Origin of the sequence: Mycobacterium sp. 3519A, from assembly GCF_900240945.1 — a bacterium.
GTDB lineage: Bacteria > Actinomycetota > Actinomycetes > Mycobacteriales > Mycobacteriaceae > Mycobacterium.
The window spans coordinates 2,405,104-2,418,059 of the sequence record NZ_OESG01000014.1 but is presented as its reverse complement, the minus strand read 5'-3'; the positions used below and the strand labels follow the sequence as shown (position 1 = coordinate 2,418,059).

10 protein-coding genes are annotated in these 12,956 nt (G+C 64.0%); 3 read left to right on the top strand and 7 right to left on the bottom strand.

Annotation, left to right across the window (positions count from 1 at the left end; genetic code table 11):
- Window positions 1-57 precede the first annotated feature (57 nt).
- Genes C1A30_RS32920 through C1A30_RS32910 form a run of 3 tightly spaced genes read right to left on the bottom strand, consistent with a single transcriptional unit; the run spans window position 58 to window position 3,543 of the window.
- Window positions 58-1,032 carry an SIS domain-containing protein gene (locus tag C1A30_RS32920; RefSeq protein WP_101952384.1) on the bottom strand — a complete coding sequence of 325 codons (975 nt, stop codon included), beginning with the start codon at window positions 1,030-1,032 and terminating at the stop codon, window positions 58-60.
- Window positions 1,029-2,216 (bottom strand): glucosamine kinase, encoded by a 1,188-nt coding sequence (locus C1A30_RS32915; protein ID WP_235010309.1) that lies wholly within the window; start codon window positions 2,214-2,216, stop codon window positions 1,029-1,031. The genes C1A30_RS32920 and C1A30_RS32915 overlap by 4 nt, the downstream gene beginning before the upstream one ends.
- Window positions 2,209-3,543, bottom strand: coding sequence for a glycosyltransferase (locus C1A30_RS32910; RefSeq protein WP_101952383.1), 1,335 nt, complete (start codon window positions 3,541-3,543; stop codon window positions 2,209-2,211). Before C1A30_RS32910 ends, C1A30_RS32915 begins: the two co-directional genes overlap by 8 nt.
- Window positions 3,544-3,917: 374 nt before the next feature.
- Between C1A30_RS32910 and C1A30_RS32905 the strand changes: the two genes are divergently transcribed.
- From C1A30_RS32905 to C1A30_RS32895, 3 genes are read left to right on the top strand one after another with little or no spacing between them, the layout of a single operon-like run.
- Window positions 3,918-6,161, top strand: coding sequence for an MMPL family transporter (locus tag C1A30_RS32905; protein WP_160112818.1), 2,244 nt, complete (start codon window positions 3,918-3,920; stop codon window positions 6,159-6,161).
- Between the two features lie 31 nt (window positions 6,162-6,192).
- Entirely contained in the window at window positions 6,193-7,188 is a 996-nt protein-coding gene (locus tag C1A30_RS32900) for a polyprenyl synthetase family protein (RefSeq protein WP_160112817.1), read from the top strand.
- A gap of 11 nt (window positions 7,189-7,199) precedes the next feature.
- Window positions 7,200-7,592: a nuclear transport factor 2 family protein gene (locus tag C1A30_RS32895; RefSeq protein ID WP_101952380.1), complete on the top strand. Its 393-nt coding sequence runs from the start codon at window positions 7,200-7,202 to the stop codon at window positions 7,590-7,592.
- On the opposite strand, the gene C1A30_RS32890 is transcribed toward C1A30_RS32895, so the two are convergent.
- From C1A30_RS32890 to C1A30_RS32875, 4 genes are all read right to left on the bottom strand, one after another.
- Window positions 7,589-8,413 carry a hypothetical protein gene (locus tag C1A30_RS32890; protein ID WP_160112816.1) on the bottom strand — a complete coding sequence of 275 codons (825 nt, stop codon included), beginning with the start codon at window positions 8,411-8,413 and terminating at the stop codon, window positions 7,589-7,591. The two genes, C1A30_RS32895 and C1A30_RS32890, sit on opposite strands and share 4 nt — an antisense overlap.
- A 65-nt stretch (window positions 8,414-8,478) precedes the next feature.
- Window positions 8,479-9,663: a cytochrome P450 gene (locus C1A30_RS32885; RefSeq protein WP_101952378.1), complete on the bottom strand. Its 1,185-nt coding sequence runs from the start codon at window positions 9,661-9,663 to the stop codon at window positions 8,479-8,481.
- 4 nt (window positions 9,664-9,667) lie between these two features.
- Window positions 9,668-12,328, bottom strand: a complete 2,661-nt coding sequence (locus tag C1A30_RS32880) for a PEP/pyruvate-binding domain-containing protein (RefSeq protein WP_160112815.1) — start codon at window positions 12,326-12,328, stop codon at window positions 9,668-9,670.
- The gene (locus C1A30_RS32875; RefSeq protein ID WP_101952376.1) at window positions 12,328-12,951 is read right to left on the bottom strand and encodes an isoprenylcysteine carboxylmethyltransferase family protein; all 624 of its coding nucleotides are present in this window, start codon (window positions 12,949-12,951) and stop codon (window positions 12,328-12,330) included. The genes C1A30_RS32880 and C1A30_RS32875 overlap by 1 nt, the downstream gene beginning before the upstream one ends.
- Window positions 12,952-12,956 lie beyond the last annotated feature (5 nt).

Below are 12,956 nucleotides of genomic sequence, written 5' to 3'. Positions count from 1 at the left end.
CCTCGGGTGCGGACATCCTGAGTTCCGTGATCCCACAGCAGAACTCAGGGGCGTCGGCTAACTCTCGTCGAGGGTCGACTGCCATGCAGCGGCCGCGACCAGTTCGGGCACCAGAACCTCGGTGAGCAATCTGACGTCGTCATCGGTGTCACCGGCGTAGCGGACGTCGTACTGTGCGCCGGGCACAGCGCCGCCAACCCCGACGACAGTGCTGCCACGCGCCTGCGTCCATTCGGCCAGTTGCGGCTCCCACTTGGAACCCGCGAAGACGAGTAGTCGGTAATCCGTGGTCTTGGTGAGATAGACGTCGACATGGCTCCAATCGCCGGTTTCGCAGGCGACAGCGGGGCGGCGAGGTCCTTCCCGCAGCATCAGCGCACCTTGTTGGGCGGAGCACAGCCGGTGGGCCGGAGCGGCCAAATGCGTACCGTGCGGGCCGAGCAACAGGCCGGAAACAGCTGGGCACCATTCGGATTCGGTGGCAATGAGTTGTGCGGACGCCTCTGCCGCCGCCGCGACCACGTTCGCTAGATGTCCGGTACTCGCGCCGCGCAGCTGACACTCCAACGCCATGAGCAACGCGAGCGTGTGCTGATAGCTCCGGCACGCTACGCCACCGACTTCGGGTTCGGCTTCCAGCATGACGGTCGAGCCGCAATCCTCGGTGATCGGTGACCCCGGCGTGTTCGTCAGGGCGACGGCATGAGCTCCTGCGGGTAACCGGCCCAGCGCATTCAGGGTTTCGGCGGATCGGCCGCTGGCGGAGGTGGCAACGACCAACGTGCGGGCGTCCCACGCCGGAAGCAGTTGCGACGACGCCAGTTCGGACGTGGCGACGAGCCCGGCCGCCCGCATCCGCGCCGCAGCTACCCCACCGGCGTAGGCCGACGACCCCATCCCGATCAGCACCACCCGTTCGACGTCGCGCGGAACAACCTGCGCCCACGGGTTGCCCGCCTCCAGCGTCGTGGCGAGTCGCCGCAACACCTCGGGCTTGCGGTAGAGGTCGGCGGCGAACCCTTCTTGCTTCATATGGCGGTCCCCAACAGTGCGGGCAAGGCGGCATCGGGCACATACATCCAGCGGGGTAGATGGCGTGCGGCATAGATGATCTCACGCAGTACCTGCTGCAGCCGGAAGGGCATGAGCAGATCCTGGTCGTACAACTCGGAATGCTGCAGGGTCGAGGCGTAAGCGTCCAGGAACGTGTCCCGCACCATCGCCTCGACTTCGGCGAGCGCCGCGGGTTCGAGCTCAGTGTGTTTGGCCGCGACGATCGTTGCGTGCGTCAGCGACTGGGTCATGCCAGCCACGTCGAGAGCTGCGGGGATCGGTAGCGCCCGTTGCGAAGCCGGGAGTACGGGGTTGCCGTCGAAGTCGGTGACCAACAGGCGATCGCCGCTGCGCAGGATCTGACCGACGTGCAGGTCACCGTGGCCCTCGATGACCGGGGTGCCCGCGAATTCGCCGAGGCTCTCGAATGCGGACGCGAAGTCGTCGCGGCGGCGCCGCGTCAATTCGACGCACGCTGAATCGCCGAGTGCACAAACGGTTTCGAGGGTGTAGTTCGCGGACTCACGCCACCGGGTCGCGTCCTGAGCGGAGGCGGTGGTGATGGTCGCGCTCAGGTGGTCGTGCATGTCGGCGATCAGACGCCCGAGTTGCCGGATCATATCGGTGGCCGTTTCGGGGCGGTGTTCGCGAGCCGCTTCGGTGAGCAGATCGACAGCCCAGGTCCAGCCGTCGACGGCGCCGGGGACGTACTCGTCCACGTTGGCGACCAACGTCTCCGTACCATCCGGCGCTCGCCACGTGACCACTCCCCACGGTGCGGGCATCCCGCCGAATCCGGCGTCGCGCAGCACGCTGATCCGATGCGGCGCAGGATGCGGCCCCTGCTGCAAGTGGGTCGCCCACTTGACCACGGCGGCGCCGCCGACGATGACGGACTCGTTGGTCTGGTCCACACCGACGGGGCGCTCGCCGACGGCCGTGCGCCGCAGCCACGAACGCACGGCGAAGTTACCGATGCGACTCTCGTCGACAGTGGCCAGCAGGGTCAACAACGCCTCCGCGGCACCGTCGCCGGGATGAGCACGCCGCCACGGCCCCGCGCCATCGCGAACCATCGGGACGGCAGCCTGATTTGAGAGCACCGAAAGCCGTGAGCCCTCAGCGAGTTCCAACGCGTCGATGACGTCGCAGGCGTCAGTCAAGCGACGCCCGGTACTTCGCACCGACCTGCTCGATGACGTCGGCGCCGACACGCAGGCCGTCGCGGGCGCGGATCGCGTCGCCCTGCTCGGCCAACCGGGCGCGCAGCGCGGTATCGCCCAGCAGCCGCTCGACGGCGTCGGTCAATTCGGCGTCGGCGAACCCGTAGGTGTTCAATCGCACGCCGAAGCCGAGTTCGTCGATCCGCTGCGCGTTCTCGTACTGGTCCCAGAACAACGGCAGCACGATCAACGGCTTGCCGAAGTGCAGTGTCTCCGTCACGGTGTTGTTGCCGCCGTGCGAGATCACCAGGTCGACCTGCGGGATGATCTTCGTCTGCGGCACCATCTGTGCGCCAATCATGTTGTCCGTCAGGGTGATCCGATCCGCCTGCGGGCCCTTGCTGACGATGAAGCGGTGCCGGGTGGTGCCGAGGATGTCGACCAGGCGCTGCATGAGTTCGACGTCGGCGCCGCCGAGCGACCCCAGCGACAGGTAGATCAGGGCACTGTCGTCAGGTCGGTCGGCCAGCGATGGCGGGATGACGTAGTCCTCGTCGGTCTCGCGCACGCTGGAATCCATTCTCACCCAGCTGTCGTCGAGCGGACGCGCCTCGAGATAGTCGGCCTCGGCCGGATACACGTAGAGGTTGGCGGCGGGATTCGATGCTCCACCGCGGGGCATGAACTCGAGATCGGGCAGCGCCGCGGCGCCCTGTGCCTGCACCCACGAGTTGAAGTCGCTCCACATCGCGCGGTGGGTGCGCTCGAATTCGGTTCGGTAGGCATCCCATTGCGACCGATCGGCGCTGGGCAGTCCCGAGAACGGCGGCGGCACGCCCGGCCCTCTGATCTCCAACGGACTGCAGGACACAATGCGCACGAACGGCGCACCCGAAGTTGCGAGCGCCGGGAAGAGCACCACGTTGTCCTCGACGAGGACAACGGGTCGGTGCGTGGCGATGATCTCGCGCAGGCGGGGTTCGCAATATTTGGCGCCGTCGATGAGCGCCTGATACGTCGGCTGGATGAACGACCCGAGTTGTTCGATGGTTGGCTTGCGGAACTCCGGCGCGGTCTCGGTGATGAAGTCGGTCCAGAATGCGCCCGCGTCCTGCTCGTCCGCATCCGCCGGCGGTTCGGCCAGGTCGACGAGTTCCTCGATGAAGCCGAACGGGGCCAGCTTGCCTGCCCACGAACTCTCGGCGGCGAACACGATGGTGTGCCCGCGATCGCGAAGGATCGCGGCCAGTCCGATGCACTGGTTCGTCGGCCCGTACGCCGATTCGGGCCAGAACATGATCGTCAGGGGTGTCGGCGATGCGGCCATGCAGCGGAAGATACCTCGTTGACCGACCGTGCTCGAACCGATCGAGAAGGACGATCCGCTGACCGTGGCCTGCGCGGTGTCACGCTACCGGTGTGGGCAACGGTAGCGATGCACCTGCGTCGCGCTGGTGCTTCTGCTTCCCGGATGGCGCGACAACAATGAACGGGCTCGAAGTCGCGGCTAAGTAGTGCCGGGCCGGAACCGGGCGAGATTGCAGTGGGGTACTACTGCGTTCTTGGCGCCAACCGCGACTGATGATTTTTCGGTCAAGACACCCAGTCATGGCGGAAGGATGGCGCGGCGCTATGGCGACGATCTCCCCACCCGCAACCGGCCACAATCGCCGTACCCATCGACGCCAAGAGAAGACAACGATGTTGGACCGGCTTGCGCGGATGGCCGTGGCCCGGCCGAAGGCGGTTCTCGCCGCAACCTTGGTCATCATGGTCGCCGCATTTGCCTACGGTTCAGGAATCACCGACCGGCTGTCAGGGGGCGGCTTCTACAGCGTTTCTTCCGAATCGCAGCGCGCCGCTGCCATGCTCGAGCAGCGGTTTCACGTCGGCAAACCGAACTTCGTGATTCTCGCGACCGCCACCGACAGCGGGTCTGTCGACGACCCCGTCGCGGTTGCCGCCGGCCAGGCTCTCACTAGAGAGCTTGCCGCCACGCCCGGTGTCACAACGGTCAGCTCGTACTGGGGGCCGGGCCCGTCCGAATTGCTCCGCAGCAAAGACGGGACGAAGGCACTGATCGTGGCGCACGTCGAAGGCGATGAGCGCGAGTTCGCGGCGGCGGCCCAACGTCTCATCGCCACCTACCGCGGCACCGAGCGCGGTCCGCTGAAGCTCGAACTCGGCGGTGAGGCGGTCAGCTACAACGACGTGACCGATCAGCTCAACCACGACTTGGCGATCAGTGAAGCAGTCGCGATGCCGATAATCCTGGTGCTGATGACACTGGTGTTCGGCAGTCTCGTGGCAGCCGGCTTGCCGCTCATCATCGGTGCGCTTTCGATCGTGGGCTCACTCGGCCTTCTCGCGTTGTTGTCGGATTTCACTCCGGTGTCCAACTATGCGCTCAACGTGACGACGATCGTCGGTCTGGCTCTGGCCATCGACTACAGCCTTCTGGTGCTGACCAGGTTCCGTGAAGAACGGACCCGGGCTCAGTCCCTCGACGATGCGATCATCGAGTCGGTTCGAACCGCGGGGCGCACGGTAGCGTTCTCTGCCACCACGGTGACGCTGTCGGTGCTGGCGCTGCTTGCGTTTCCGATGATGTTCCTGCGTTCGATCGCCTATGCGTGTGTCGGTGTGGTACTGCTCGCGACGGTGTGCGCGCTTGTCGTCATGCCCGCCCTGTTACGACTTCTGGGCTCCCGAATCGACTCGCTCAATGTGCGCCGGGAGATTCCGCAGCTGTTTGGGCGTCGCGCACCGACCGAAGCGCGGGCGGAGGAAGACGGATTCTGGTTCCGCAGTTCACGGTTGGTCATGCGGAGGCCGGTCGTGATGGGGGGCGCGGTTCTGGTCCTGGCCCTGCTTCTTGCGGCACCGTTCGGTGCCATCCGCTTGAACTTTCCGGATGACCGGTCGCTGCCTGCGACGATCGAAAGCCGAAGTGTCGGAGACGTGATCCGCTCCGAATTCCCGGCGCAAGCGACTGCTGCGATGGATGTGCTCCTCGAAGGCTCTGGGGGTGCCGATCAGCTGGACGGGTACGCCGCGACGCTGTCAAAGTTGCCGCACGTCGTGGCCGTCAAACTGGGAATGACGAGCTATGTCGACGGGCAACGAATTGGCGAAATGCCGGTGCCCGACGCGAATGGCGCCTATCTACGGCTGATTCCAGACGTTGATCCCTACAGCGACGCGGCCAACCTGCTCCTTGATCAGGTACGCGGAACACCCGCTCCGGGCACCGTGCATGTCGGCGGACTCACCGCGGAGAACGCTGATACCAAAGACGCTCTGTTTGAGCGCGTTCCATTGGCTCTGGCACTGATGGTGCTGGCGATGTTCGGCGTGCTGTTCGCGTTCACGCGAAGCGTGGTACTGCCGATCAAGGCGTTGCTGCTCAACGTAGTCAGTCTGTCTGCGACTCTCGGCGCGATGGTGTTCATCTTTCAGGAGGGTCACCTCAAGTGGCTGGTTGGAGATTTCGCTGTAACTGGGACACTGCCTGCACCGGTGCCCATCCTGATCATTTGCCTCACATTCGGGCTGTCCATGGACTACGAAGTGTTCCTGTTGTCGCGCATCACTGAGGAGTACCGCACGCACGGCGACACCAACCTCGCCGTGATGCGCGGGCTGCAACGCGTTGGCCCCGTCGTCACTGCGGCGGCACTGATCATGTCAGTCGTGTTCATCGCGATGGCCACCTCTTCGGTGTCGTTCGTCAAGTTGCTAGGCGTCGGGTTGACGCTAGCGATCCTGTTCGACGCCACATTGATTCGCGCGATCCTCATGCCCGCCGCGATGAGGCTGATGGGTCGGGCGAACTGGTGGGCACCTCATTGGCGACGGCCTCCCGCGCATCTGCTCGTGAGTGACGCCCATCGTCGGCATCAATTGACCGTGCGGCAACTGACAGCGCAATTGGCGGCGAACTGACATGCAGTCGTTGCAACACGATGCGTTCGAAATGACTACACAGCAACGGGTGCTGGCGGAGGTCGCAACACAAGCTTCGGCGATGACCGAGCGGCTGTTGGCCAGTGATTCAACCGGTGATCGCGCGATGGGGACGTTCATCGAAGCGTTCTTCGGCATGATTCCGTTGGACGGCTCTGCGCGCAGCATCAACGGCATCGTCATGCTGCCCGTGCTCGTGTTCGGCGCCGAGACCGCTGCGCCGATGCGTGCGACACCCGTAGCGCTTGTTCACACACTCTGGTGGGCGGCGGCGCGGTATCTGGACGACATGATCGACAATCCGGAACTCACGCGGACCGCTCCCGCGGATTTCAACCGCGGCGTGATGACCGCAATTGCGGTGGGGAATTATCTGCCGCTCAACATTTTCGGCGATCTCGCTATCTCCGATGCGGTTCGGTTGCGTCTGCTCACCGAGTACAGCAACGGATGCATCGACGCGTTGAGCGGGCAGCTGACCGACCTCGTTCTCGACGTCGAGACCGCAACTCTCGACGATGTGCTGCGCAACTACGAGGGCAAGACGGGCGCACCCTACGGGATGTCCGCCGCGCTCGCCGCGCAGCTCGCAGAGTGCGACGACGACCGAGTCGATGCCTGGCGCTCGTTCGGCAGGAGACTCGGAGTTCTTCGTCAACTGGTCAACGACCAGCGCGACCTGGTCACCGAACGCGACGAGGATCTGCGAAACGGCACTGCGACCTATCTGCTCGTTCATCTTCTCGGCACTGTGTCGACTGCCCGACGGGCGGAACTGATCGGCCTTCACCGGCAAGCGCGAACTTCGGAGGAGGCGCGGGCTGAACTGAAGCGAGCAATGTTGGCGCAGGACATCGTTTCCAGCTACACAGAGACAATCCAGCCCATCGTCCGTGCCGCTCGCGACACGCTTGCGTCGCTCAGTGGTGACCCGCAGTGTGTCAGCGAGCTAGCCGGGCTCATCGACGAGACGATTACCTACTTTCCGCAGTTTCAACTCCAGTGACCAAAGAACCTATGAGCGTCGACGAATGGATCAGCGCTCTCGAGTCGGGGTGGCGACAACGGGATCCAACTGCGATCGCCGGCCTCTTCACCGACGATGCGCACTACCACCGCGGCCCGTTCGGTGCTCCACATCGCGGACGCGACGCAATTCGCGCACATTGGGTCGAAACGCTGTCCAGACAAGTCGACCCGCGAATCTGGTTCGGCAGTGCGATCGAGTCCGCGGGCCGCGCCGCGGTGGAATTCTGGTGCGTTCTTCACGATCCCGCGACACGCGAACCGCGGACCGCATCCGGTTGCCTCACACTCCGATTCGAATCTGACGGACGCTGCTCCGTCCTGCACGAGTATTGGCACGCCGAGTTCAATGCGGCAATCGATCCGGCACAGGATTGGTTCTAGCCGACCACTCCGACGACGGCGAAGGCGATCAGCGTACCTAGTAGGCCAAGGGTTGACAGCGCTGCTGGCCATCGATCGCCCTTATGGCTGAGGTACATGATGCCGAATCCGGCAACACCGATCGCAGGCAACACGACGAATGCCTTGGACAGCGGCGAAACAGGCGCAGCGATGGCGAACAGCACAGCGGCGAGCGGCCCGGTGCCGATCGCGAGCAGCGACGTTGCATGGTAGCCAATCGAATTGACGTAGCTTCGTTCGTCTGGCGCGGGCTGGCGGACAAGTTTCTTTCCGAACTCGACCTGGCCGGCGCACAGCGTCAGGATCAGAATTCCAAGCCCACCGACGACTGGGGTCAGCGCATCGGGGCGGATCCTGGCGAATGCCGCGAGCAGGTACACATACAGCAGCAGTTGAACCGGAAGACTGAAAAGCAAGTTCAGAACGAGGTTGTCGCCGCGAGTGGCCGGGAATCGCTGCCCGACAGCCACCAGCGCTCCGGTGTAGAGGAGCTGTACGACGAGGACGAACAATCCGCTGGGGAAGGACAGATTCGCGACGACGATGACCGTCACGCATAGGGCGCACAGAGCGGACAGGTCCCGATTCGTCACTGCGCCGGACGCCACCGGGCGCTCTGGGTTGGCAATCCGGTCGTAATCGCTGTCACGGATGTCGTCGAGGACACGCATGATCAGCAAGTCGGCGAACAGGGTCAAGGCAACTATCCCCAACATCGGTATCGCGCTGGCAGGAATCCGTTCCCCAGCGAGCGCGGCGAACAGACCGATCCCTCCGGCGCCGAACGCCAACGCATACACGCTGGTGAGGACCGGTGGATACCTGGTGAGAATGAAGTTCGAGATACCAACGGCAGCAGTCATTGTCAGCCTCCTTGCCACATCACCGGCAGGCCCCATACCCCCCGGGTGAACATCTGCGTGCGCCAATCGATCTCGGACGCAGCAAGAGTTAGTCCGCTGAGCCGTGACAGCACCGTTTGCAGGCCGACTTGCAGTTCGAGGCGAGCGAAGGCCATTCCGATGCACTGGTGCCGCCCGTGCCCGAATCCGAGGTGGGGGTTCGGACTCCGCTGAGGGCAGAACTTGTCAGCGTCTGGGAACACATCGCGATCGCGGTTGGCGACATCAAGTACGGGCACGACGATTTCCCCCTTCAAGATCAGACGGTCGCGCAGCTTCACGTCAGCGGTTGCGACGTGCGGACGACCCGCCGTACCCCCGATCGTGCCGCCGAACCAAACCCAGCGCAGCAGCTCTTCGACCGCGGATGGAATCTGCTCGGGATCTCGGCGAAGCGAATCCACCAGTCCGGGGTGCTGAAGTACCTCGATGAGACTCAGTGCGAGGTGACTGGCGGTCGTCTCGGCGCCCGACATGAGCAGCCCCATGGCGAGCATGACGATTTCTGCGTGGGTCAGCTTGTTTGAGGATTCGTCCCGTACCAGGGCATCGATCAGCCCGCGCGTTGTCGTCTGACTACCCGATCGACTGACTCGACTTTCGAAGTAGTCGTGCAGGTCGCGGTTTGCTTTCGTGACCTCGTCAGGTTGGTAGTGACCAGCTGACCATGCGACCGTTATTCGCGGCACGAGAAATGGCAGATCGGCGGTGTCCAGCCCGAGCAGCGTCATGTGCACGAGGTTCGGAAAAGGCTGGCAGAACTGCGTGAAGATGTCGGCTGGTGGCCCCGCCGCGAGCAGATCGTCGAGAAGTTGATCGGCGACGCGGCCGATGAGCGGTCGAGCCATCTGCGCCCGCCGCTTGGTGAACCATCCTTGAACGGCCTGGCGCCGACGGGTATGGGTTGGTGGATCCGAGGTGACCAGCGCCAGAGGCAGATCGGAGCCCGCGCCAACGGTAGGTGCCCGAAGTTGTGCCCGACTGAAGCGGTTGTCACTCAACACGGTTCGTACGTCGCACTGACGAGTCACCGCGATCGCCGCCGTGCCGTCAGCCAACGTGATGTCGGCGGTCGGTGTTTCACGAAAGGTATCGACATGATGTTGCGGGAGCGAAGTACGCGGGCAGCTCGCTAGCGGCAGTTGCATGATGTCACCGCGGCTTCTGTGAGTGGGGGCAGAGGATGCGGACGCTGCCCGATCTACCGTCGATCTCGACCTCGTCGCCGTCGGATATCTTGGCGGTCGCGCCAGCAACCGCTACCACAGTCGGGATGCCGAGCATCCGTCCCGTTATTGCGGTGTGGGAGACCATGCTGCCGCGCTCGACGACGAGTCCCGTTGCGTTGAGCATCAGTGGTAGCCATCCAGGATCGGTTTCGCGGGCGACCAGGATCCGCCCAGCGCAGTCGCTCGGCGGAACATCCGGTCGCAGCACCAATTTCGCGCGACCACAGGCAATCCCGGCGCTGGATGGAAGACCGATCAGTTCGGTGCTGGAACCTGCGGTCGCCGATGTGGCAGCCCCGCGACGAAGGTCGGCGGCAGCGATCGGCGGCGGGGCAGTTGTGAGTTTGGCTGCAAGGGCGGGCCGATTCCTCGATCGTAGATAGGCGTCTTTTCGGGTCCGTGCCAGGACGCGCAGGTCGGGGTGTGTGGAGGTGCCGTCGAAGGCTGCCAACAATTCGTCGGCCTCCAGATGGACATAGTCATCGGGTGAATCCAGACACCCTGCAGCGGCTAGCTCAGACCCAAGGCGACGCATGACTTCCCTTGAGAATCCGTATAGCTGGGTGCGGCAGAACCGGGTGTCCTCGCGAGCTCTCACCAGGAACCTACCCACCCGCAGCGCGGCGCGAAGAAGGGCGCGTCTCCACCGTGACGGGCAGATGCGGTGTAGTTCATCAAGTGCGGCTATGGCCGCGGTCGATTCCTGAAGCCGCGTCTGCTGCATTGTCGCTCCCGCTGCAACAAACGGCCGCAGGGCGTCGATGACCATCTCAGGTCTCTGGCGTGGCGTCAGCTCCTCGATCTTGAGGTCGTGCATGGCGCGGTCGCCGAATTTCCTGAGATGCGTAAGGGCATCGGACTCCAGTTTGCCGCCGTAGGCGCCTCGTGCGATGCGGTCCCAGGTATCGCGTGCGTCGCCAGTCAGCACTCGCGCCGCCAACGCGGGGTTCGCGTTTATCTGCTCGGCGAGCGCCACCGTGGAGTGCACCGACTGCAGCGTTCGGTTCGGTGGCCCTCCCGGCAAGAGTACGGTGAGGTCCACGTCGAGGGAGTGGGTCCACCGCTGGACCAGGGCGCTCGCCACGACATAGCTAGCTAGGCATAGGTATCCGGCCAGAATCGGTATACCCCAGCGTGATTCGGCTTCCGACCACATTCGGCGGTAGGTCTCGATTAGTTCATCAACCGGCTTTTGCGACAGTCCCTCCCCGAGGCTGTGCTGGGCATCCCACCAGGTCAAGAATCTCCGCAATTTGCGGGGAAAACTGATGGCCGCCCATATCAGTCGCGGTGAACGCCCGATAATGCGTGTGATGGCACGGCGGCCGAGCACGTGGCTTGGGTTGGGATTTCGCTCTGCGAGGCCCAACGACCGCTCCCACATCGGACGAAGCAGGTCCCACCCGGGGAGCTGGCTGTGCAGTGCGTACCACGCGTCCAGGCGGTAGTAGGCCCGCCCGTCGAGGTATCCGATCATGCGACGAAGTTGGTAGTCCCGACTCCGCAGTTGGCTCTCAGAGACTCCGACGATGCGATAGAAGCTGCGGAAACTCATGCGGTAGAAGACTCGTGCGTGCGAGTAGGTCATCGCGGTGGTCACGCCCGGAAAGCTCTCAGTCAGATTGTGATTGGTCCATTCGACTGTGGTCGCCGGCGCTTGGGGCGACGTGGCCGGCCGTGCCTGCACCAGGTGAATCGCTGAGTCGGCCGTGACGACGCCCTCTATGTCTTGGGGTCCGGACAACAACCGCTCGGTGGTCTCCGCCAGCGCTGCGATCTGACTGATTTCCGCATCGGAGAACACCGGTAGGTCGGCGAGTCCAGCCGGCACCCGATACTCAGTAACGCCACCGCCCGGTGCCCGGCGGAGCATTCTCTCCTTGTGCGAGATGAGCCGCCCGATCCCGTCCGCGCGTACGAAAAAGTGGTCGATGTCGGCGCGTTCGGCTACCGCACCTTCTCCGATGCCGTAGACGCCGGCGACCACAGTCTCTCTGGCTCCGGTAGCAGGATCGTGGGTGAACACGACGAACGAGCGCTCGCCATCGATCATCTGCTGAATTCCGACGCAGATGCTGAGGACTCGGGGGTCGATCCCCCGCCGCGCGCGGTAGAGTACCGATCTGACACTGAAAAGCGATGCGGTACAAGCTGAAACGGCATCGATGAGCGTGTCCGCGCCAACGTACAGGTAACTATCTGTGAGGCCCGCGAACGGGTCCGCGGCATCATCTTCGCCGGGCTGTGCGTGACGGCCGACCACGCATGCACGGACTGCGACGTCGGCTGAGCCGAGGGCGGCGTACCTCTCCCAGATCTCGGCTTCTGTCTCCGGCATGAGGCGCATGTGCTCGACAGCGCTGCGAGCCGCCTCGGCCCAGGCAGTCAACTTCTCGACGCTGGCGCCGACACCGGGAAAGGTGCCGACGACATCGGCGACGGCTGACCACGGAGTTTCCCTGACGACGCAGAAGAACGGCGGGACGGAAACCCCGGCATCGCGTAACTGTTGCTGGCGCGCGAACTTGTGCCCAACCACGCTGGCGTCAGCCAGTTCCGCGGGCGCGTCAATGATCTTGATCATCACCACACCCCCGGTACGATCCGGCATCGTGTCTTGGCGAAAGCGCGGTACTGCGGCGATTCAGCGAGGATGTCCTCTTCGATTCTGATGCGCCAGAGGACCGCGGCGACAAGGAGAGTCAGTGCCGCGATACTCGCAGGACTCGCGAAGTAGCCGACTAAACCGATGTTGGCGAGCAACATTCCGGCATAGGCGGGATGGCGCAGCGTCCGGTACGGCCCGGACGAAACGAGGCCGCCCTCGGAGAGCCGTACCACTCGATGCGAATACTGGCGGCCCAGTTCGTGAATCGCCCACGCGCGCAACATCACACCCGCACCGAAAATCCCGGCGAGCACGATACCGAACTTGTCGGGGACCGCGGGCGCGGAGTACGCAGCCGTCAGTGCCGTCGCGACTCGCGCTACCGCGTATGGAACGAGGGTACGAGTCTCCGCGGCTGATTGTGTCGGTGTCCCAACCGTGATTCGTGCCTCGGAAAGCAGCCACACCAGGTATGCGGCGACGAAAGCCGCTGCAGCGAGGCGCCCGCCGGCAAGGTGTGCCGCGACCGCAATCGCAAGACCAATGGTGGTCAGTACCAGGAGATTACGAAGAATGTACGTGGCGAGTCGATCAGTCATTTACC

What these genes read in the sequence shown, in the direction of transcription:
- C1A30_RS32920 (WP_101952384.1), bottom strand. Translation starts at nt 1,032, where the DNA reads ATGAAGCAAGAAGGGTTCGCCGCCGACCTCTACCGCAAGCCCGAGGTG.
- C1A30_RS32910 (WP_101952383.1), bottom strand. Translation starts at nt 3,543, where the DNA reads ATGGCCGCATCGCCGACACCCCTGACGATCATGTTCTGGCCCGAATCG.
- C1A30_RS32905 (WP_160112818.1), top strand. Translation starts at nt 3,918, where the DNA reads ATGTTGGACCGGCTTGCGCGGATGGCCGTGGCCCGGCCGAAGGCGGTT.
- C1A30_RS32900 (WP_160112817.1), top strand. Translation starts at nt 6,193, where the DNA reads ATGACTACACAGCAACGGGTGCTGGCGGAGGTCGCAACACAAGCTTCG.
- C1A30_RS32895 (WP_101952380.1), top strand. Translation starts at nt 7,200, where the DNA reads ATGAGCGTCGACGAATGGATCAGCGCTCTCGAGTCGGGGTGGCGACAA.
- C1A30_RS32885 (WP_101952378.1), bottom strand. Translation starts at nt 9,663, where the DNA reads ATGCAACTGCCGCTAGCGAGCTGCCCGCGTACTTCGCTCCCGCAACAT.
- C1A30_RS32880 (WP_160112815.1), bottom strand. Translation starts at nt 12,328, where the DNA reads ATGATCAAGATCATTGACGCGCCCGCGGAACTGGCTGACGCCAGCGTG.
- C1A30_RS32875 (WP_101952376.1), bottom strand. Translation starts at nt 12,951, where the DNA reads ATGACTGATCGACTCGCCACGTACATTCTTCGTAATCTCCTGGTACTG.